The following is a 20,297-nucleotide window of genomic DNA, read 5'->3' as shown; positions in this document are numbered from 1 at the left end:
TTTGAATTGTAAAACATTCAGAGAAGAAAAAGTTCTTTTTAGTACTTTTATCCTAAGAAGTACTGATTAAATGAAAAACGTAAAAGAATACATAGAAGCGAATAAAGATCGCTTTTTAAATGAATTAATCGATTTATTAAAAATTCCATCTATAAGTGCAGATACCGCTTTCTCTCAAGACGTGATAGACGCGGCTAGAGCTGTAGAAAAGGCATTAAAAGAAGCTGGTTGCGACACCACGGAAATATGTGAAACAGATGGTTATCCTGTTGTTTTTGGCGAAAAAATTGTTGATCCAAAACTACCAACGGTCTTAGTATACGGCCATTACGATGTACAACCCCCAGACCCAATGAATCTATGGGATTCTCCACCTTTTGAACCTGTAATTAAAAAAACAGACCTACACCCAGACGGTGCTATCTTTGCTCGCGGGGCTTGTGATGATAAAGGCCAGTTTTACATGCACGTTAAAGCAGTAGAATACATGATAAAGGAAGATGTATTGCCGTGTAATGTTAAGTTCATGATAGAAGGGGAAGAAGAAGTTGGAAGCGATAGTTTGGAAGCCTTTTTGGATAAAAACCGAGATAAATTAAAGAACGATGTAATCCTTATTTCCGATACGGGTATGATCGCAAACGACGTTCCTTCAATTACTACAGGACTAAGAGGATTAAGCTATGTAGAGGTAGAAGTTACCGGCCCAAATAGAGATTTACACTCTGGTATTTATGGTGGTGCCGTACCCAATCCAATCAATATACTATCTAAAATGATAGCCTCCCTACATGATGAGAATAACCGCATTACCATTCCTGGTTTTTATGATAAGGTAGAAGAACTTTCTCCTGAAGATAGAGCTTTGATGGCAGAGGCCCCTTTTAATGTAGAGGATTATAAAAAAGCATTGGATATTGGCGATGTTTATGGTGAAAAAGGATATACCACACCAGAACGTTATTCTATAAGACCAACTTTAGATGTTAATGGCATATGGGGTGGTTATACAGGAGAAGGCGCTAAGACCGTAATTGCTAGTAAAGCTTTTGCTAAAATATCTATGCGTCTGGTTCCAGACCAAGATCCAGATGAAATTACCCAATTGTTCATGGATCACTTTATGGCTATTGCCCCAAAAGGAGTTAAAGTAAAGGTAAAACCGCATCATGGCGGATTACCGTATGTTACTCCAATAGATAACATTGGTTACCAAGCAGCCGCAAAAGCTTATGAGACTACATTTGGTAAAATAGCAATACCCGAACGTGGCGGAGGAAGCATACCTATTGTAGCATTATTTGAGCAAATTTTGGACAGTAAGATAATTTTAATGGGCTTTGGATTGGATAGTGATGCCATACACTCACCCAATGAGCATTTTGGCATTTGGAACTATTTAAAAGGTATTGAGACCATACCTTATTTTTATAAGTATTATACAGAACTTGCTACACAGCAATAAAATGTAAGAGGCCATTGGTAATGGCAGGATGTTGTTCAATCATCCGGTTCTAGATAACACTACACCAAAACATCTAGAACTTGCTTTACCTAATGGCCTCTTTCTGTTAATGGTACTTTAAAAACTTGGGGGATTAAGACTTGGGGGAAAAACAGTACCATTAAATAATCTTATTATTAGCAAGCAATTGGCTTGTACACCGCAATTACCAATTCGGTATCGGTAAGTTCCACATCGCAGATGCTAAACTCTTTTTGCCTGTTGTTGAATATGACCATACCGCTATACATCTTGTTATTGTTTGGACTTTTCATGTTGATGTTATTTTTTATAGTTTGTTGTACTTGTTTTTATTATTTGATTCAAAAGTACCACCGCAAACCCGTTAAAAATTAGCAGTAAGCCCTAGCTGTAATAAAGTGTAGACGAATGGTATTTTTAGTAAGACCAGCTAATCCTATAGCGTTTTAACCTTGAATCTTATACATGCAGTTAGTCGCCAATAAATGCCGTTAAACTAGCATTTTGGCTCAATTTTAGCAGAATTACTGTAACAAAGTATCATGGTTTGCGTTCTAATACCATTAATCAAAGAACGAACACTATTATGTTAGGTAAATTTTTTATTCTCTGCTCTGGGGCAGATGCAGATGTTTTGGATACCTGTTCCAAAGCAGAACAAAACAAATACGCAGGTATAGGCGCTACTGTATTCTTTACCGCCCTAATGGCATTTATTGCTGCTTCTTACGCCCTCTATACGGTTTTTGACAATTATTATATAGCCATAGGTTTTGGCTTGGTTTGGGGGCTTTTGATTTTTAATCTAGACCGCTATATTGTTAGTACGCTAAAAAAGAAAGAACGCAAATACCAAGAGGTGCTACAGGCCATACCTAGACTTATATTGGCCTTGATTATTGCCATAGTGATTTCAAAACCGCTGGAACTTAAAATTTTTAAGAAAGAAATTGACCAAGTTTTACTTACGGAAAAAAATAGAATGACCTTGGAGAACCAAGAAGAAATAGCGCTTCAATATCAACCTAAAATTTTAAAACTAGAAGAAAATATAAAAGCGCTCCAAAATGAAATTAGCGCAAAGGAAGCTGAGACAAATGCCTTATACGACATCTTTATTAACGAAGCCGAAGGCACTGCTGGTACTGGCCTTTTGGGTAAAGGCCCCGTTTATAAAGAAAAACGTGAAAAACATGATGCCGCACTAGCAGAACTAAATGTTTTAAAACAAACGAACGCAGAAAAAATAAACTTGTTGGAAAATGAAATTAGCCAATTAAATACCGCTTACCAAGATCAGGTTGTACAAGATCAACCTGTAATTAATAATTTTGATGGTTTAATGGCTAGAATAGATGCCTTGGGTAAACTGCCCTGGCTACCCTCCTTTTTTATATTCCTGCTTTTTCTGGCAATTGAAACCGCCCCAATTATTACCAAACTTTTATCTAGTAAAGGTGAGTACGATTTTAAAATTGAAGAAGCAGAAAGCGTGGTCGCAACCTGGGTAAACCAAAAAGTTGCACAACGTAAATTACTAATGGATACGGATGCCGAATTAAATACGGAGATTTACCAAGACTTAAAAAACGAAAAGGAATTATACGATTATAAGAAAGAAAAAGCACAAGCTTTGTTAAAACTACAAGCAGATGCTTTTCATAAAGTACAGGCAAAAGGGCTTTAAACGCTTTCCTTTTTTAAAGCACCAACCGCCTTTTTTAAGCTATCTCTCCAGTGAGGTATGGCAATACCAAAAGTGCCCTTAATCTTGGACTTGTCCAAAACACTATATTTTGGGCGCTTTGCTGGTGTAGGATATGCAGCAGATAGGATAGGTTTTAATCTAACATTGGTAGAAGACACATCAAATATCTCCTTAGCAAAATCATACCAACTAGCAACCCCTTCGTTACTGTAATGATACACGCCGTATGCCGTACTACCCAGTTCAATTATGTGCAACATTACCTCTACCAGGTCTTCTGTATACGTGGGTGTTCCCAATTGATCGTAAACAATACTTAGTTCTTCCTTTTCGTCCCCAAGCTTTATCATGGTCTTTAAAAAATTATGACCATATTCTGAATACAACCAGGATGTTCTAAAAATAAAATGTTCCGGCAGGTTTTCGGCAATGTAGCGTTCTCCTTTATATTTAGAATCGCCATAGAAGCCAAGTGGCCTAGCTATATCTTTTTCCCGATAGGGTTCGTTCAAAAAACCATCAAAAACAAAGTCTGTAGAAATATGCAATAAAACTACATCATGTAGTTTACATTGCGCCGCAAGGTTTTTAGGTCCAATACTATTTACCTTTCTGGCCAGATCTATTTCTTGTTCTGCCAAATCTACTTTAGTGTATGCTGCACAATTTATACAATAATCATAGGATTTAGACGCAAATAAAGCTTTTACCGCTTCGGCATTTGTAATGTCCAATTCTGATGAAGATTTAAAATCAAAATCAAAACTTGGGTAGTTTTGAGCCAATCCTGCAATGGTTTGTCCTAACTGCCCTTTTGCGCCTGTTACCAAAATTTTCATACGTTAAAGTAGTTTTAATTCAAATTGTAAGCTATTAAGTTAACGGTTTACTTTTAAAACTAGTATATAGTTACTGATTAAGATGTAGGAGAAACCGATGTATTGTTGATTACGTTTTTTGGGGTCTTTACAAGCTTGGTCTTACGATCTTTATTCTTTTTTAACCTGTAATGAAAAGCTATTTGCGCCAGTTGAAATATAATCTTGGCAGAATCTTTAAAAGATAGTTTAGACCCGTCTGCATGAATCCAACGTTTTAATGGTTGCTCACAAATTATTGCTATTGCTTGCTGTCTTCCATAGGCATTGCTAATTCGTTTAAAAATTTCAACATCGAACAACCATCTGGTCAAAAAAGGTTTGCCAAATACCAAGGTAGCAATTTCCTTATCCATGATTTTTGCTCCGCATTGCGTATCATTAAACGGCATTCTTAAGATAGAGCGTATTAAAAAATTAATAGTCTTGCTAATTATTGCCCTAGCAGATTCTTTGTTTATATCCGCCCCCATTCTAGCCATTCTAGAACCACTGACTATCTTATAATCTGACTTTCTGATGGTCTGCACTAAATCGTCAAAATCTTTAAAATCCGTGGATAAATCCGCGTCAAGGTACCCGATATAATCTAACTGTGGATCTTGGGCCAAGTGCAGCGTACCCAAACGCACTGCTTCTGCTTTACCTCCATTTTGCGGGCAATCATAAACACTAATGTGGTCTTCATGGCCTTCTTTCAGTTTGTTTAAAACAGCCAGGGTGTTGTCTGTGCTACCATCATTTACAAAACAGAGGTGATATCCTAAGTTTTGCTTTACAAAAGACTGGAATTCATCACTCAACAAACGCTCCTCCTCGTTGTAACAAGGTATTACCACACCAACCACATATTCTTGTAACATCTGGTTTGTATCGTTTTTATGTGAAACACCAGATTGTTCTGGCACGCCTATTAAATTTTTAACTCGAGCTGCTACCTCATTGAGACTAACCGGCTTTTTCATGTAATCGCTAATTCCCAAATCATAGCCTTTGAGAATAGTTTCTTCATCTGTATTTCCAGACAATACCATAATTGGCACCTCTGAATTCTTGGTGTTTCTAAAGTATTGGACCAATTCTAAACCACTAATTTGTGGCATATTAATATCTACTAGAACCAAGTCTGGCTCAAACTCATCAAATACCGCTTTGGCACTAACACCGTTACTGGCAATTTGCACCTGATACCCCAATTCTTGAAGTCTTTTTTGTAAAGACATCAAGATTAACTGCTGATCATCTATTGCTAAAATTTTCATTGTTGTAAGTTTTTATATGGAAATACCTAGGCTACGCCAGTATCTTTTCTGTTTTTTCTTCTATTTTTTCTTTACATACTTTTCCCCTTCTTTTGGCAATCGCTTCAAAAAGATCTAAATACATAGATGTAATTTTAGACATTGGCAACGAGGTAGCTGCCTGGTAATTGGTTTGTCCCAATTCTACCCTGTAGGCATCATTAACCAATATTTTTTCTATGGCATTGGCCAGTGAATCTGAATTATCCGCTTCAAAAAATTCACCCGTATAACCTTCTTCTCTAACCAATATTCCTAAATCACCTAAATCTGGAAGTACAACTGCTTTACCATAGCTACCTGCTTGGTGCAGTACCCCGGAGCTACCCGTGGTAGAGGTATAGGGGAATACAGCAACCGCACTTTCTTGGAAAATACGTTGCACGTCTTCTTCTGGAACATACCCCGTAAATCGTAGTTGTGGTACGTGTTCATATTTTTTTGCAACAGCTGCCAAATATCCAGGTGTATTAGGGCTATCTGTACCCGCAATAACAATTTCAATATCTTCTTGGGTTCTTTTTCTAATTTGTTCTACGGCTTCAATCATTACCTCTACCTTTTTATAGGTACCAAATTTTCCAAACGCCATAACTTGCTTTGGCCCCTTTGGTAATGTATAATCCGGTTGTGGCGGTAGTTCAAAGGTGCCGTGTGGTATTAACTTTATGTTGTCCTTTTTGTACTTCGCCTTAAGTGTTTTTACGTACATACTAATGGTTACCGCTACCTCATCTGACGCTAAAACAAAACGGGTTAATGTAGAACCAATAAAATTGTAGATAGCTGCCAAAAGCCTGTTATTGGTAAAACCAGCATCCTTTAAATCCACGGTCTCCATTATGTTGTGCAAAAGAGATACCGTGGGCACACCACTAACCTTTGTAATAAAAGGTAATAACAACCCTAGGGCAGCTGGCACCTTTTTGTCTCCAAACTTCATAAACTGCAGATTGTACAATACCGCATCTGGCTTGGTGCTTCTTATAGCATTGGTTATGCTAAACAAGTTGCCATAATCATTAAATCGCCAACATTCTTTTACGGTAATTTTGCAACCATCTTCCGTAAAATCCAAGTCTTTTTCACCTGCTGTTTTATCGCATAATAAAATCAATTCTTCTACACGATGCTGCATTCTAAAATGCTTTACCAAGTAGTATGCGTACTCCGTAAGGGTAACCTTACTGGGAGGGTAGGCCGTTACTATTGCTAATCTCATAGGTTAAGGATTATCTATGTTAATTTGGGAATTAAATATTTCTTTGTTCAAAAAGTACATTAGTTGTACCACCAGTAAAATAGCCATGGCAATAATCTGCATAAGAATTACCGTATTAAGGCTATCATGAAAAAATAAAATCAATATGATTTGGGACATGCCAAGGATTCCTGAAAGAATAACTGGAACGTAATGATCCAAGGATAAAAAGTAATACGCAAATATGTTACTTAGGGCAAATAATGAGGTAGCTAGCGCGTATTTCCACAACATGTGGGCAACTTCTATATAGGCTTTACCAAACATTAGATTTACTACGGTTTCTGGAATTAAAAAACATACCCCTACAATTAATATGGCCAAACCACCAATGTAGGTTACATATTTTATTAAAACCGGAGCTGTTGGTTTGCCCTCTTTACGGTTTTTTACCACAGTTGGCAACAAAAGCATAACAAACATCCATGCTGCAAAATAAACCACCCTTCCAATTAGGGCCAAAGACGCATATAAACCTGCAGGTTTGGCTTCAAAAAAATGTTTTACCAAAAGAATATCACTATTGTTTATAATAATTTGCGTTAATTCATAACCAGCGGTTAACCACATAAACCGTATAACATGCTTACGGGCCACTGGTTCCAAAACCAAGGACTTGTTAATCCTTAGACTTTTAATTTTAGATGGGAACAAACCAAAGAAGAAAGATATTAGAATACCAATGGCAACTACTATTCCCGTTGGCAAGGGCAAAATGAATAATAGTGCTATGGTCAAAAGTAACCTACTCCACATTTCTGTTTGGTAAGTTGTAGATAAGCTGGCATATTCTTGTTTGCCTTGATAAATACCCCTGTTTAAACTCATAAAAAAGTAAACGGGTATACCAATGGCAAAAATGATGAACATCCATGCGCTCTCTGTATGAAATAGGCTTTTTAGACTTGCTGAAAACAAGATTAGCAACAACCCAACCACAGCCCCGAAAACCAAAGTCAAAAACAAGGTTCTATTTTTAAATGCATGCCATTTTTCTCCAGTAAATTCTACCGCAAATTTTGCTGCAGTCAACTGAAAAGTCATTCCAATAAAAGATAAAACCAATAATAGGGTAATTAATAAAGCGGCCTCTGCAAAAGCTTCTGGCCCCAATATTCTACCAAGTAATAAATTATATAAATAGTTACCACCGTTAACTACAATAACGCTTACCATGAACAATTGCTCTGGTGATAACCGTTTATGTAACGTTTTTAAAGCTTCCATTCAGTTAATTTTAAGTCTGATATTTGTAAATGTCTTTATGATTGTTGGAGTAATAAGAAATACTTCCGTTAACCTCTTGCGCAATTTTTTTTAGCGCATGCATCTCTTTAACCATTTCATTGGTAATAGTGGACACACCATCTACATTGACCATTAACTGTTTACCGGCTTCTAGTTGCGGTATTAAGTAACTCCTTAAACAGGTGAGATTAGTGGTATCTAAACATCCCTGGATGTAAATTACGTTATTGTACTCTTTAATATGTAAAGCCATAAGGCGAGTTTGTAGGTTAATTAATTTGGGAGAGCAAATGCCTCATATTACCTATAACGCTAATTCCTATATTTATTGTAGGTTTTTACGTACTTTTCTTTAATTTATGTTAATTTCATCGCCCAGAAACCATATTATTCAATTGATTATTCAAATATTTTTAAGTTTTATTTAACATAAATTCTCTGGCATATTAATTCTCCGCACCCTTGCTTTAACTAAAATCTTAACTTTTAACCAGTTGTATTAAAGTGCATTAGACCAATTACCAACTAGTATAGACCAACGTTAAAAAGCTTACTATTGAATGTGTATGTAGATAATTTAACTTTACATACTCCCTTTTCACTAATAAAATCCAAATTACGACGTTACATATTTGTAGTATTTAACTTACTTTTTATGAAATTAAATAGTATAGCTATTTTAGCTTTTTGTTGTTGTTGGATGGCCAATGCGCAAATGGACATTACCAAAGGGTTTAGTCTATTGGATTCTGGACAATTTAAAGAAGCTTCAATTTTTTTTGAAGCCTATTTAAAAGAGGACCCCTTGAATAAATCTGCTAGAATTTGTTACGGTAGAGCATTTGGTTTAAGTGGTAAACCAGAAGAAGCCATAACCTATTTTGAGGCTATGAAAGCAGATTATCCTAATGACTATGAGATAGAATCTAACTGGTGCGAAGCATTTTTATGGGCCAGAAAGTTCAAAGAAGCAAAACCACATTATCAGCAACTTGTAAAAAACAATCCAGATAAGTTTGGAGCCGTTCTAGGCTTGGCCAATACCCTTTCTAATCTACAAGAATATAATGCGGCCCTGGAATGGGTAAATAAAGCTATTGCCATGGAACCCGAAAATGAAGGAGCAAAAGTTTCTAGAAAATATATTTATTTGGGATATGCCTATAAGTTATCTAAAATAGATCAATTTAAACCTGCAGAAAACTTATTGAACAAGGTTTTTGTAGATTTTCCTGAAGATAAGCAAGGACTCCAAAATTTAGCCAACCTATTTTTAATGTCAAAAGAGTATGATAAACAAATTGCAACTTATAAAAGATTGGCAACTACGCATGCAGACAGTATTACCGCTTTAAATGGTATTTCTCTTGCTTATCATTTAAAAGAAGATGATAAAAGCGCTTTAAATTCCGTTTTAAAGGCGAAAAAAAAGGTAGATATGGTGGCAAACCATCCGCAGATAGAAGATACCTATAATAGATACATTCAAGCCCTTATTTGGAATCAAAAATATGTGGTGGCCAGAAAAAAAATAGATAGTTTAGAAAAACATTATCCTAACAGCAATTGGCTCACCTTGCTCCGCTCAACACTAGGCATGTATACCGGTGACTTTAAAACCAGTATTACCAATTATGATGTTATTTTGGAGCGAGACAGCACCTCTTTTGATGGTAATATGGGAAAAGCCAATGCTATGTTTGCCAATGACAATTTAGTGCCGGCCTATGAAAACGCATTTAACACTCTTAAAATCTATGAGAACCAAAAAGATGCAGTTGGATTTATAGAAAAACTTAATCTGCAAAATACGCCAACAGCAGAAGAATGGCTTCAATATACTTTTGATAATGGAAACAATATAGCCTACGCGGCTACCACTACAGTAGATATACCCATAAGCCCTAAGTTTAAAACCGGATTTTTGTACCAATATAGAAATAGTGAAAATGAGATTACCGTAAATAAGGCTAGCTCACATACATTTACAGGAACGGCAAGCTACAAATTGGTGCCTAGGGTTAATTTAATTGCTAGCGGTGGTGTATACGCTGCTCGTTTTTTGGACACTACCTACATAACCCCATTATTAGATGTTAAACTACAAACCAAACCGTTAAAATTAAATAGTCTAGAGCTTAATTATAAAAGAGAAGTACAAGCCTTTAACGCAGAATTGATAAAAAGAGAAATTATCATGAACCATTACGGGCTTACCTATAACCTAGGCACAAATTTTAATCTAGGTTGGTATACCCAAGCAATGTATACCACCCAGACTGATGAGAATGTTAGGCAATTGCTATTTACATCTTTGTATTATAACCTATTTAAGAAACCTGCATTTAAATTTGGGGTAAACTTTCAATATTTATCCTTTAAAAACCAAGTACCTACAATATATTTTAGCCCCTCTATTTACAAAAACATGGAATTGTTTTTTGATTTAAGAGGTGATTTATCCAAGAAAACAAAAGGATATGTTAGCGCCGCTGGCGGTTTACAGCAAGTAGAACAAGATGACATGACGGTGATCTACCGTGCAGAAGGCGGGCTTACACATGCATTTACCAAACGGTTGAGCCTTACCGCTTATGGAAAGTATAGTAATATTGCATCTGCCATTGGTGCCGGTTTTCAGTTTACAGAAATGGGGCTGAGACTTAAATGGAATATAACGGAGAAACCCTTATTCTTTAATCAACTGTTTGGTAAGGATATGGCATTACTAGAAAACTAATAAGAACTAATCGAATATAAAAAAGGGTGCCAATGGCACCCTTTTTTGCATGTAAATAGACCCTACTAACTTATTCTAGTGTGGTTATAAATTCTTTTGCTTTATCTAAAACCGGTAAAAACGTGGTATGTAATGCTGCGGAACCTGCCTTTAATTCTTCTTCATAGGTAACGGCTAATTTGTACCCTTCTTGTAGGCCAACAATATTAAGCTTATGCTTTAATTTATGAACAATGCTTGCGGTTTCCGTTAAGTTGCCCTCTTCATACATTTTTAGATAGTATTGGTACTCTTCTGGAAATTCCATTTTTACTATGTTGATAAAACTTGCTCTAAAGTCTGCATCAGAGCCGGCTACATCATCTATGTAGGTTGTACTAGGTTGTTCGGTAACCATAAAATCAAGATTTAGATTCTGATAGGATATAAGCGGTTTTGGTAAACCTCAAGGTTTCCATAACACATGCATTATCCTTTCCATAAAATTGAGTTCTTTTTATTGTAAGATTAGAAGCTCTATATAATTCTTCTAACAACAAGGCAGCTTTTATATCCAACTGCTGCACCTTACTTAGGTCTACTTTTAAGTTTTGTTCCACTAATAACTTTTCTTGTAGAAATATTAAGATGGCACCAATGTTATGGGCATTAACCTTGCCCTTTAATTCTACAACACCATCTTTCTCTGCAATTTCTAAAGCCATAACGTTACACTAACACGCTAAAAGTTGTTTATATATAACGTATTTTCCTACTTTTATTGCATCAAAACGAGCTTTATTGTAGCAAATTTAGCCGCTGCATTAGGTTTGGTCTTTGAGACCTGCTTATTGGAATTACACTTTTTTCTATGAGCACACTATTATCCTGTATATCAATAATTTTAGTGAAATTGATAACATAGGACCTATGAATTTGCATAAACAAGGACTCTGGAAGTTTGTCCTTAATCTTTTTTAAGGTGCTGTGTACCCTAAAGTCTTCTTTTATTGTTTTTACATGGATGTAGTCTCCTTTGGCCTCTATAAATAGAATGTCCTTAAATTTAAGTTTAATTAGTCTTCTATCTATATTGATGAACAACTCATCTCCTGCACTACCATTTTCTTCCTTATCTGCACTAGCAGCTTTTGGTGCTTTCTGCTCTGCAAAGGCAGCCTCTATTCTAGAAACTGTTTTTTCAAAACGATCAGAAGTTATTGGTTTTACCAAATAATCTACTATGTTGTCATATTCATAGGAAGCAGATGCAAATGATGGGTCAGATGTAGTTAAAACAACTTTTTGATCACTACTAATGGTTTTCAAAAAATCTACTCCAGAAAAATCTTTCATATGCAGATCAAGAAAAATTAAATCTACCTTATGATCCCCCAAATATTTTAACGCCGCAATACAACTAGGAAATTTCTCTGCTATCTCTAACTTGGAATGAGTAGATATTAGCTGCCCCATTATTTCTTGGGATAACATTTCATCATCTATGACAATACAGTTCACGTGTTTTAAATTTTCTGAATATAATTACTTACAACTGTTAAAACGGTTTCAAAGTTTGTCTTGAGGGAATAATCTTCAACTTTGAGCCCTTCTTCGTAGTCTACCGCAATTTGGTATCCATTATTTAAACCTAAAATACCAAATTTATTTTTTATTTTATGGACTAACTCTGCTGCTTCTTTGTTTTTCTTAGATTTCATCAAATCAAAATAAGCCGCTTTTTCTTGTGGAAACTCTACTTTTACCACTTGCAAAAATTTGTTCCGTACCAATTCATTTCCGCCAGAAATATCGTTTAGATAAGCTAGGTCTACTACATGCTCCATTACACCTCCTTTAAATTCAACGTAAAGTAAAAAATGGCTCCAAGACCTTTTTGTGAGTCTAACCAGATTTTACCGTTATAATAATTAATTATTTTTTTGACCAAGGCCAAACCAATACCGGTTGCGGACGCATCGTTTTCCAACTTTTTAAACATATCAAAAATACCGTCTTGTAAATGTTTTGGTATACCTTTACCATTATCTTTTACCGTAAAAAACCAGTTATCGCCATCTTTTTCCGCAGAAAGAACAATCTTGCCCTCTGGTTTATCTGAGACTGCGGTTACGGCATTGATCAATAAGTTTTTAAACAGTTGTTCCAATCGATATTTACCGGCCATTAATACGGGAAGCTCACCGTTAATAGTGATGGCTACATGTTCTGGCACAAATATGGTGCGTTGTATTTCGCCAACCAATGTATTTAAGTTTACGGGCACCGTGTCTTCTTCTAGTGCATCTATGGTAGCATGCTTTAGTATTCCATTTATTAGGCTATCCATTTTGGTTAAATTTTGAAAGATTAAATCAAAATTTTCTTTGTAGGTAGCCTTAAAATCCTCTGAGCTATCTTCATAGGTCCAATCAACCAACGAATGTATATTTCTAATGGGCGATTTTAAATCGTGGGAAACCATATGGGCATAATTGTTCAAAGCTTCGTTTTTTCGCTCTAAATTGGTTAGCAACTCGTCTTTTTCTTGGTTTATAGAAATTATGCGTTTGGTTTGTTTTTCAATATTTTCTACTAGCTCAGATGTCTTTATTTTAATCTCATTGCTATCAGATACGGTTTTGTTCTCCATAGTTGCAATTGCCGTACTCAAGGCATCTAGAATTTTTTGTTGGCTATCGGTTTCTTTGTTCAATCGTTGGTTTGCCTCATACAATTCTTCTGAACTTAATGCCGTGGCACGTTGTATCATATCTAACTTATCATCATAATCTACATAAGACCTATTTACGGCTTCTAGAAACGCTTCTAAATCTTTATTGCCTTTGCAACTATCTGGTAAAAATTTTCGTATTTGTCTTTTAAGCAACGAATGCATATTATTCACTCATTAAGGTTAATGTCATTGTCTGGTTGTGTAAAAGACAGTTCTTTTTTCCTGAAAATGGTGCCATTTCACCATAAGAATAAAAACCAGTTATAACGGCAGTATCACCAATAGCATCCCTTACCTCCTCAATTTCCTCTTCTGTTCTACCCGCTAGAACCAATTTTCTACCTACACAGCTTACTAATAGGGCCAATTCTGGTTTTTTACTCCGTTTTTCCATCGCCAAATTAGCCGCTTTGGAAGCTGCCTCAGCAATATCGTTCATAGTAGACATCATTAATTGCACCGTTGCACCTTCTGGAACGTCACCAGCCAAAATCATAGAATTTGTCTTTTCATCTATATTTAAAATGGTACGTACCAAAGGTTTTTTATCACCAACTTTTACAGCTAACGGATAAAGCAGCGCCGCTTGTGGCAGATCTTTAGATTTTTCTCCTAAATATTTTTTGTACAACTCTAATGCCGGCTGGCCATCAATTTCAAACAACACGTTGTCTTTAGACCGGGTTACCAATCGGTTTGGGCCAAAAACGGACCATCCACCATAGTTTGCATAACTAACTTCCAATTCTTTCCCATAAAACCCAATTACTACAACCTCTCCTTCTTTTGGATTGCTATTGTAAGCGGTCAATGTTTTTTCAAAACGAGCGCCATCTCCACAAAGTCCACCTGTAATTGGGGCGGTATCCTTACTAATTTCTTCAATACCTTTGATTAGTTGGCTACCATTTACGAAACTACCATCTGAGACAACAAAAATGTGATTCAAATTCTCTTTGGGTAATTTAGTGGCCAAAGACCTACCCAATTCTGTTATAGAACTGTAATTTTTAACATTATCAGTTACTATTTTATATGTTGTTTTTTCAAATTCTATTGCCGTAATAACTACAGACTCTTCAAAAACATTGGTATTGTAAATTTCTCCTGAAGTTGAACCAAAAACAATTTCACCATTTGGATACATTTCACGTACTTCTTCAAAAATCGTTTCCGACTCTAGTAAATAACGGTCTCCAAATACTAAAACCAAAGGATTGTCAAGGGGTGTTTGTTGTGTAAAGTCCCACTCTTTATTTTTCTGTTTTATGCCTTGATTGAACTTCATTACAAATTCTTTTTAAGGGTAAAATGAAAGGTGGTACCTACTCCAATTTCACTATCTAGCCAAACTTTTCCGTGATACCTATCTATAATCTTTTTTACAATGGACAATCCTATACCTGTACTTCTTTCATTATTGCCAATAGATTGAAATATTTTAAAGATTTTTTCATGGTATTCCTTAGGGATACCAACACCATTATCTTTAACACTAAACTGCCAATGTGAGGTTGTTTCTTTACCAGATACCTCTACAAGGCCAACCTCCTTATCTATGTTAACCACGGCATTACCAATGATATTCTGAAACAATTGGTGCATTTTTACTTTATCTGCCTGTATGGTTGGTAAATCTCCCTTAATTTTTACCTGTACGTTATCTGGTATGTAGATGATGTCCGTAATCTCTTCTACCACATTGTTCAAATTAACCGCGGTATTGTCCAACGTATCATTATTTACGGTAGAATATTTGAGAATACCCCCAATAAGTCTGTCCATACCCTCAATCTTATCGGTAATCATTCTTAGGGTATTTTTACCATTTTCATCTAAAACCTCGGCATAATCTTCTTGCAGCCAAGTTATTAAAGCCGTAACGCTTCTTAAGGGCGATTTTAAATCATGAGAAACAATATGTGCATATTCTTGCAAACCTTTATTACTTTCTGCCAATTGCTTTTCTAGCTCTTTTTGCTCGGTAATATCTAAATGCACACCAATTGATCCTATAACCTTTCCAGATTCATCAAAATTAGGACCAGCACTAATTAACCAATGTCGCAGATTTCCATTGTAATCCGTTATCTCTATTTCATAAGAATCAGAAACATGTTGCTTACGCTTATTAATCTGTTCCCGTATTTTTTTCCTATTAACATCATCTAATTGCATTAAACTTACCACGTTCTGGCCAACAATAGCCTCTTTGGAATACCCAATCATTTCTAAAAAACGACTATTGGTCATTAGAATATTACCATCGCCATCTATCTCTACCAGACCTAGATTCATGTTATCTACAATACTGCCATACTTTCTGCGCTCTGCCTCTAAGTTTTTGCGGTAATTCTTTTTAATAGTAACATCACTATAAGACCATAAATGCCCTTGATAAACATTATCTACGTAAAGTGGAATATAATCTCGCTCTAAGGTACGCCCATCTGCTAGCTCTATCTCGTCTGACATAACCAATTCACGTGCCTCTAAAACACGATTCAATCTTTCAATAACCGCGTCAGGATTTTTAAAAACAGCTCTACTTTTTTCTAGATAAGCTTTACAATCTACACCAACTAGACTTTCTGGAGCAATGGGTATATGAAAAAGCTCACAAAACTTCTTGTTGGTCAATACCATTTTCCTATTGGCATCTTCTAGAAGAATTCCTGTTTGTAGGTTGGTAATTAAAGTAGACATACGTTGCTCAGAAGCCCGTATTTTTTCTTCTGCAATACGGTCTTGAGTAATATCTTCTATCATGACCACTTGATAGACTATTTCTCCTTCTTTATTGCGTACGGTATTTACCGATGTTTTTCCGAAAAGTGTTTCACCTGTTTTCTTTCTAAATTTTCGTACTATAGAATATTTATCGCTTACCGCGGTACCATCACTCTTTAAAATGTGTTCTAACGCATCTAAATCTTCTACAGAAGATATATCATCCAAGGTTTTACTGGCCAGTTCCGTTGCCGAATAACCTAGTAGCTCTACAAACGTTTTATTTGCTTTTACAACTACATCTTTTACCGTAAGCAAGATGCCTAATGAGGAATTTTCTACAATAATATCTTGTTGCTTTTTCTGATCTTCTAGCAACTCTTTTATTTCTACTTCCCTGGTTGTATCCCTAATTACACCTTGAGCAGCAATTGGATTGCCCTTATCATCGTATATAAGACTCGCGTTCATGTTAACGTAGCGTTCCCCATTGGATAAGGTGTTAAGTTTGGCATTATAATTTTTAATAATACCCGTATGCATTAAGGAGGCAAATGCATTTTTGGTGTATTCTACGTAATCCTTGTGAACTAAGGACGTGAGGTTAATGTTTTGTTTTTCATGATCAAAGCCAAAAAATTCCTTGGCACTTTGGTTCATACTCAAAACATTCCCTGCAATATCCATGACCACATAAGGGTCTATGATATTTACAAATGCGTCTTCCCAAAGAGAATCCTTGGTAGATAACATGCCTTTTAACCTACCGTTAACTTCTCGTAAATGCATAGAGGCATCATAAAGCTGCTTAGATTTTTCTTCAAGCAAACTTTCTGCTGCCCTACGCGCTGTTTTCTCTCGTTTTAAGGCACGTTTTAGTAATTCTACTTCTTTGTTGCTATCCATGTTGGACTATAGAAAACTTTACTTCGGTTCCCTGCTCGTTAAGCAACTCCATATCAACATCTACCCTTTTATTAAAATGCTCAAAAGTTTTGGTCATTAATCCATGTGCCAATGCATACAAACCTCTAGTAGAGCTGTAAATCATTACCATGGTATTGTCTGTCTTTTCTAAAATTTTGAAAGTAGGTAGTTCTGCGTCTGGATATAGTTTTTTAACGTGAACGTGAATATGGTCTTCTATAGAGTATAGTAGGTTAAGTGGTGCCTTATAGCCTGCCACTACTTCTGGATGCACCCCTGCCAAACTATTGAACAAATAGGTGCCAAAGGTATACAGTAAGTCGTTTGCGGGAATTTCCGTTTCCTGACTCAGGTTTGTTAACAACTGCACCATTTCATTAAAGTCATAGGTGCCCACCGCGGTATAAGCGGCTCCTGAGGGCAATTCTGAATTTTCTATAATAGTATCCACAGTTTCTAGACCAAAAGTTTCTTCTACCATTTCAAGAAACTCGGTAAATACAATTCCTTTCATAATAAGACAGCGTTAGTTTGTAGTAAAACGTAAGAAATAGACTACTTATTATGCAGGTAACAAAGAAGTATTTTGGGTATTAACCTTTGATTAGCTCGTTAATTTCCCAGTACTGAAAAGCCCTTTTAATTTTGTCTTCGTAGTCTTCATATTTCAAGGGCTTAATAATGTATCCTGCAATGCCAATCTTAAAACATTCCAATAAATCTGTACGGTTCTCAGAAGTAGTAAGAATTATAGTAGGCAAGTATCTAAGTTTTTCGTCATTTTTTAGAATAGCTAAGAATTCTATTCCATTCATCCTTGGCATGTTCAAGTCTAAAAATATTATATCTGGTAAGTCACCTCCCTTAAGAATATTCAAGGCCTCCTCGCCATTCTTTGCCTCTATTATTTGGTGTTTGGTAGTGAATTTGGATACGGCACGTTGCATTTTCATGCACTCTATCATATCATCTTCAATGAATAATACTTTCATTACTTGCTTGTTTGGATAACTACAAATTTGCCTTTTTAAACATTAATGGGGAGAACGTTAAAGCATCAATAGTAATTTACTATAGACGAATAACCTAAAAGTTTCGATGAAGTTAATAATAATATTCTTACAGATTAACACCTGTTTAAACTATTCTATAGCTGCTAGCGCTTCTTTCTGTTTTTTGGTCAATTTAGCTACGACCAAATTATAGGAGTGGTCAATCATTTCTTTATATTCCCTAGCCTCTAAGTTGTTTAAGATAACCGTATTCCAATGTTTTTTGTTCATATGATAACCAGGCAATACTACTCCGTCGAAAGTTTCTCTTAACTCAATAGCTTTTTCTGGGTCGCATTTTAGGTTTACTTGGGCAGGTAAGCGCTCCAAGGGAGCCAAGGCAAACATTTTATCCATGACTTTGAACACCAAAGTACTTTCATCAAAGGGAAATGTTTCTATTGCCCCTTTTTTTTGCAAACAATATTCCCTAATGGCCTCTATATGCATTTAATCTATGCTATTAGAATCATATACAATCACCTTTTCCCATAAATCTTTACACTCTTCTATAAATAATAGATGTGCTGGTTCTTCTTGATATTTGGCTTGTTCTTCTGCAGAAGAAAATGTGGCAATTAGGTTATAGGTAAAACTGTCATCTACAACATCTCTAATGGCCTTGGGCGGCGTGCCTATATATTGTGTTTTGGCATATTTGGAGTTAGCCATGAATTTCTTTAAAGAAGCTTCAAAAGTGGCCTTGGCTTCTAAATTATTTGGGTCTTTAAACCAGAAATAAACTACGTGGGCAAAATTGCTATCAAATTCTTTCATATTGGTGTCTTGTGCTTTAGCCATAAAGCTAGCACAAATTAGGGTTAATACTACAAGTGCTTTTTTCATTTTTTAAAGGTTATTGTTCTAAAAATTGTTTGTCTCTATTGGATATTTCAAGGGCCGAATAATCTAACTTCCACCCTATGGTCTCTACTATTTTTTCCATTAACAGTACAGCTTGCAGTGCCTCTGTTTTTGCAGAATCTAACAAACCACTCTCGGGTATTTTGGTTCTAATATGTTCCTTGGCGTTGGCGTTTAACTTGGTTAGGTCATCTGGGGAGAACGAATTGAAAAATCCATTTTTAATATCGTAAAATTGTAAATCTGGTTCTATTGAAAGCACTTCGGGTTCTGGAAATTTAGAAAGCAGTACTTTTTTATTTTCCGTATCTGCCTGTAACTCTAGCTTTTTTAAATCGTACCCCACTTGGGCTTTGGCATTGATTACGATTAATGCTTTTTTCTTACTACTAAGTAGACTCATAAAGCCTTCCTTGGTATTTTCGTAAGTGTAAATCTCTGCAAATTCTCCCTCAACAGTAGTAAGCTTACAAACACTTTTTATTTTTTCTAAAATAACCGTGGATTGATGTTCTACCAGCTCCCTTCTTTTCTTTTTATTGAAAAGTGAGTAGACCCAATACATGATTATGGCGCCAAGAATTAGGCCTAAAAATGCTTCTACAATGCTATCCATACCCAAATATACTGTGTTCTAATCTATTATCTTATACAAGATAGGTCTACTGGGCGAAGCGTCGTTCACCATTGCCGCAAGTTGCAAGTTTAAGAAATAGGTGCCATCTATAACCTTATTGGGCACATAAATAAACTCTGTGATGGTAGCCTTTGTTCGTACCTTGCCCCTAACGTTCCAAAATGCTTTATGAGCAACCAGAGCACCTTCGTCTTTTTCTTTATCTACAGAAGGCAGGTCTACCAACAAATGCTGTATGCCTTTCTCTTTAAGAAAGTTTGCGGCAGCCTCAGACATAAACGGAGGATTACTATTGGAATATTGTCTGGATTTTTTCTTTCTGGTATTGGGTAAAGTTCTAATAACTACGGCCTCTCGCTTTTTTTTACCTAAGGCATAACTAAGTTGCTTTTTAGAAATGACCCAATCATCTCCTTTTTTTTCCGGAGCAATGGTAATAACCTCTGCAAGGAAGAAATACTTTTTAAACTTATCATGTACAGAAACCAATTGTTCAGAGATATGGCCTACCGTTTCCGTATGGGTTATGTGCGCATGTGGGTTAAAGGTTATGGTATTAAAATTGATGGACGCACCTTCTTTAACACTGCCCACAAAGCCCTCTTCTATGTGTGGCTTTATCTGGGCTGGTGGCAAGTACCATGCATTCACATCCGTTTCGTCTCCTTTCATAGGTATGGACAAATCCAATGGTGCTTTTAAATCAATCTTATAATTTTTAGAATTGAGTTTTATCGTTGCTATCATGC

Annotated in this window: 22 protein-coding genes; 3 read left to right on the top strand and 19 right to left on the bottom strand. The window is 35.9% G+C overall.

Annotated features, from left to right (window positions below; all coding sequences use genetic code 11):
* Positions 1 to 70: 70 nt before the first annotated feature.
* On the top strand, positions 71 to 1,465 hold the full coding sequence (locus BUL40_RS03470; RefSeq protein ID WP_080318100.1) for a dipeptidase: 1,395 nt from the start codon (positions 71 to 73) through the stop codon (positions 1,463 to 1,465).
* A 176-nt stretch (positions 1,466 to 1,641) separates the two neighbouring features.
* Here the strand turns inward: BUL40_RS03470 and BUL40_RS15715 are convergent, their stop codons facing one another.
* Positions 1,642 to 1,779 carry a hypothetical protein gene (locus BUL40_RS15715; protein ID WP_157832783.1) on the bottom strand — a complete coding sequence of 46 codons (138 nt, stop codon included), beginning with the start codon at positions 1,777 to 1,779 and terminating at the stop codon, positions 1,642 to 1,644.
* A 293-nt stretch (positions 1,780 to 2,072) separates the two neighbouring features.
* On the opposite strand from BUL40_RS15715, the gene BUL40_RS03465 reads away from it, so the two are divergent.
* Entirely contained in the window at positions 2,073 to 3,173 is a 1,101-nt protein-coding gene (locus BUL40_RS03465; RefSeq protein WP_080318304.1) for a DUF4407 domain-containing protein, read from the top strand.
* Here BUL40_RS03465 and rfbD read toward each other — a convergent pair.
* From rfbD to BUL40_RS03440, 5 genes are all read right to left on the bottom strand, one after another.
* Positions 3,170 to 4,033 (bottom strand): dTDP-4-dehydrorhamnose reductase, encoded by an 864-nt coding sequence (gene rfbD, locus BUL40_RS03460; protein WP_080318099.1) that lies wholly within the window; start codon positions 4,031 to 4,033, stop codon positions 3,170 to 3,172. The two genes, BUL40_RS03465 and rfbD, sit on opposite strands and share 4 nt — an antisense overlap.
* 77 nt (positions 4,034 to 4,110) lie before the next feature.
* Positions 4,111 to 5,334 carry a response regulator gene (locus tag BUL40_RS03455; RefSeq protein ID WP_010518625.1) on the bottom strand — a complete coding sequence of 408 codons (1,224 nt, stop codon included), beginning with the start codon at positions 5,332 to 5,334 and terminating at the stop codon, positions 4,111 to 4,113.
* A gap of 31 nt (positions 5,335 to 5,365) precedes the next feature.
* Positions 5,366 to 6,595 (bottom strand): glycosyltransferase, encoded by a 1,230-nt coding sequence (locus tag BUL40_RS03450; protein WP_080318098.1) that lies wholly within the window; start codon positions 6,593 to 6,595, stop codon positions 5,366 to 5,368.
* A gap of 3 nt (positions 6,596 to 6,598) precedes the next feature.
* A complete protein-coding gene (locus tag BUL40_RS03445) occupies positions 6,599 to 7,861 on the bottom strand; it encodes an MATE family efflux transporter (protein WP_080318097.1) in 1,263 nt (420 codons plus the stop codon).
* A 10-nt stretch (positions 7,862 to 7,871) separates the two neighbouring features.
* Positions 7,872 to 8,135, bottom strand: a complete 264-nt coding sequence (locus BUL40_RS03440) for a hypothetical protein (protein WP_080318096.1) — start codon at positions 8,133 to 8,135, stop codon at positions 7,872 to 7,874.
* Between the two features lie 402 nt (positions 8,136 to 8,537).
* On the opposite strand from BUL40_RS03440, the gene BUL40_RS03435 reads away from it, so the two are divergent.
* The gene (locus tag BUL40_RS03435) at positions 8,538 to 10,622 is read left to right on the top strand and encodes a tetratricopeptide repeat protein (RefSeq protein WP_080318095.1); all 2,085 of its coding nucleotides are present in this window, start codon (positions 8,538 to 8,540) and stop codon (positions 10,620 to 10,622) included.
* A 70-nt stretch (positions 10,623 to 10,692) separates the two neighbouring features.
* Here BUL40_RS03435 and BUL40_RS03430 read toward each other — a convergent pair whose 3' ends face one another.
* The 13 genes from BUL40_RS03430 to BUL40_RS03370 all read right to left on the bottom strand — a co-directional run bounded on the left by BUL40_RS03430 (position 10,693) and on the right by BUL40_RS03370 (position 20,295).
* Entirely contained in the window at positions 10,693 to 11,019 is a 327-nt protein-coding gene (locus BUL40_RS03430; RefSeq protein ID WP_010518630.1) for a hypothetical protein, read from the bottom strand.
* Positions 11,020 to 11,023: 4 nt separating this feature from the next.
* Positions 11,024 to 11,326 carry an STAS domain-containing protein gene (locus BUL40_RS03425; RefSeq protein ID WP_080318094.1) on the bottom strand — a complete coding sequence of 101 codons (303 nt, stop codon included), beginning with the start codon at positions 11,324 to 11,326 and terminating at the stop codon, positions 11,024 to 11,026.
* A gap of 73 nt (positions 11,327 to 11,399) precedes the next feature.
* Positions 11,400 to 12,122 (bottom strand): LytR/AlgR family response regulator transcription factor, encoded by a 723-nt coding sequence (locus tag BUL40_RS03420; RefSeq protein WP_080318093.1) that lies wholly within the window; start codon positions 12,120 to 12,122, stop codon positions 11,400 to 11,402.
* A gap of 5 nt (positions 12,123 to 12,127) precedes the next feature.
* Positions 12,128 to 12,448: an Hpt domain-containing protein gene (locus BUL40_RS03415; protein ID WP_080318092.1), complete on the bottom strand. Its 321-nt coding sequence runs from the start codon at positions 12,446 to 12,448 to the stop codon at positions 12,128 to 12,130.
* On the bottom strand, positions 12,448 to 13,500 hold the full coding sequence (locus BUL40_RS03410) for a sensor histidine kinase (RefSeq protein WP_080318303.1): 1,053 nt from the start codon (positions 13,498 to 13,500) through the stop codon (positions 12,448 to 12,450). Before BUL40_RS03410 ends, BUL40_RS03415 begins: the two co-directional genes overlap by 1 nt.
* Before the next feature lies 1 nt (position 13,501).
* Positions 13,502 to 14,626 (bottom strand): FIST signal transduction protein, encoded by a 1,125-nt coding sequence (locus BUL40_RS03405; protein WP_080318091.1) that lies wholly within the window; start codon positions 14,624 to 14,626, stop codon positions 13,502 to 13,504.
* Positions 14,626 to 16,974 (bottom strand): PAS domain-containing sensor histidine kinase, encoded by a 2,349-nt coding sequence (locus BUL40_RS03400; protein ID WP_080318090.1) that lies wholly within the window; start codon positions 16,972 to 16,974, stop codon positions 14,626 to 14,628. The genes BUL40_RS03405 and BUL40_RS03400 overlap by 1 nt, the downstream gene beginning before the upstream one ends.
* Positions 16,967 to 17,509: a heme NO-binding domain-containing protein gene (locus BUL40_RS03395; RefSeq protein ID WP_080318089.1), complete on the bottom strand. Its 543-nt coding sequence runs from the start codon at positions 17,507 to 17,509 to the stop codon at positions 16,967 to 16,969. The genes BUL40_RS03400 and BUL40_RS03395 overlap by 8 nt, the downstream gene beginning before the upstream one ends.
* Before the next feature lie 79 nt (positions 17,510 to 17,588).
* Positions 17,589 to 17,987: a response regulator gene (locus BUL40_RS03390; RefSeq protein WP_010518638.1), complete on the bottom strand. Its 399-nt coding sequence runs from the start codon at positions 17,985 to 17,987 to the stop codon at positions 17,589 to 17,591.
* A 150-nt stretch (positions 17,988 to 18,137) separates the two neighbouring features.
* Complete coding sequence (locus tag BUL40_RS03385) at positions 18,138 to 18,497, bottom strand: MmcQ/YjbR family DNA-binding protein (protein WP_080318088.1); 360 nt, start codon at positions 18,495 to 18,497, stop codon at positions 18,138 to 18,140.
* A complete protein-coding gene (locus tag BUL40_RS03380; RefSeq protein ID WP_080318087.1) occupies positions 18,498 to 18,893 on the bottom strand; it encodes a Dabb family protein in 396 nt (131 codons plus the stop codon).
* 10 nt (positions 18,894 to 18,903) lie between these two features.
* A complete protein-coding gene (locus BUL40_RS03375) occupies positions 18,904 to 19,527 on the bottom strand; it encodes a DUF4230 domain-containing protein (protein WP_010518641.1) in 624 nt (207 codons plus the stop codon).
* Between the two features lie 18 nt (positions 19,528 to 19,545).
* Positions 19,546 to 20,295, bottom strand: coding sequence for a cyclase family protein (locus BUL40_RS03370; RefSeq protein WP_080318086.1), 750 nt, complete (start codon positions 20,293 to 20,295; stop codon positions 19,546 to 19,548).
* Positions 20,296 to 20,297: the final 2 nt, after the last annotated feature.

Source organism: Croceivirga radicis (genome assembly GCF_002072105.2).
GTDB lineage: Bacteria > Bacteroidota > Bacteroidia > Flavobacteriales > Flavobacteriaceae > Croceivirga > Croceivirga radicis.
The sequence above is the reverse complement of the archived record's forward strand: the minus strand, read 5'-3'. Positions and strand labels throughout refer to the sequence as shown.

Coding starts and splice junctions, on each gene's coding strand:
- BUL40_RS03400 (WP_080318090.1), bottom strand. CDS start 16,974: ATGGATAGCAACAAAGAAGTAGAATTACTAAAACGTGCCTTAAAACGA.
- BUL40_RS03375 (WP_010518641.1), bottom strand. CDS start 19,527: ATGGATAGCATTGTAGAAGCATTTTTAGGCCTAATTCTTGGCGCCATA.
- BUL40_RS03410 (WP_080318303.1), bottom strand. CDS start 13,500: ATGCATTCGTTGCTTAAAAGACAAATACGAAAATTTTTACCAGATAGT.
- rfbD (WP_080318099.1), bottom strand. CDS start 4,033: ATGAAAATTTTGGTAACAGGCGCAAAAGGGCAGTTAGGACAAACCATT.
- BUL40_RS03455 (WP_010518625.1), bottom strand. CDS start 5,334: ATGAAAATTTTAGCAATAGATGATCAGCAGTTAATCTTGATGTCTTTA.
- BUL40_RS03425 (WP_080318094.1), bottom strand. CDS start 11,326: ATGGCTTTAGAAATTGCAGAGAAAGATGGTGTTGTAGAATTAAAGGGC.
- BUL40_RS03435 (WP_080318095.1), top strand. CDS start 8,538: ATGAAATTAAATAGTATAGCTATTTTAGCTTTTTGTTGTTGTTGGATG.
- BUL40_RS03430 (WP_010518630.1), bottom strand. CDS start 11,019: ATGGTTACCGAACAACCTAGTACAACCTACATAGATGATGTAGCCGGC.
- BUL40_RS03405 (WP_080318091.1), bottom strand. CDS start 14,626: ATGAAGTTCAATCAAGGCATAAAACAGAAAAATAAAGAGTGGGACTTT.
- BUL40_RS03445 (WP_080318097.1), bottom strand. CDS start 7,861: ATGGAAGCTTTAAAAACGTTACATAAACGGTTATCACCAGAGCAATTG.
- BUL40_RS03395 (WP_080318089.1), bottom strand. CDS start 17,509: ATGAAAGGAATTGTATTTACCGAGTTTCTTGAAATGGTAGAAGAAACT.
- BUL40_RS03390 (WP_010518638.1), bottom strand. CDS start 17,987: ATGAAAGTATTATTCATTGAAGATGATATGATAGAGTGCATGAAAATG.
- BUL40_RS03450 (WP_080318098.1), bottom strand. CDS start 6,595: ATGAGATTAGCAATAGTAACGGCCTACCCTCCCAGTAAGGTTACCCTT.
- BUL40_RS03380 (WP_080318087.1), bottom strand. CDS start 18,893: ATGAAAAAAGCACTTGTAGTATTAACCCTAATTTGTGCTAGCTTTATG.
- BUL40_RS03385 (WP_080318088.1), bottom strand. CDS start 18,497: ATGCATATAGAGGCCATTAGGGAATATTGTTTGCAAAAAAAAGGGGCA.
- BUL40_RS03370 (WP_080318086.1), bottom strand. CDS start 20,295: ATGATAGCAACGATAAAACTCAATTCTAAAAATTATAAGATTGATTTA.
- BUL40_RS03440 (WP_080318096.1), bottom strand. CDS start 8,135: ATGGCTTTACATATTAAAGAGTACAATAACGTAATTTACATCCAGGGA.
- BUL40_RS15715 (WP_157832783.1), bottom strand. CDS start 1,779: ATGAAAAGTCCAAACAATAACAAGATGTATAGCGGTATGGTCATATTC.
- BUL40_RS03470 (WP_080318100.1), top strand. CDS start 71: ATGAAAAACGTAAAAGAATACATAGAAGCGAATAAAGATCGCTTTTTA.
- BUL40_RS03415 (WP_080318092.1), bottom strand. CDS start 12,448: ATGGAGCATGTAGTAGACCTAGCTTATCTAAACGATATTTCTGGCGGA.
- BUL40_RS03465 (WP_080318304.1), top strand. CDS start 2,073: ATGTTAGGTAAATTTTTTATTCTCTGCTCTGGGGCAGATGCAGATGTT.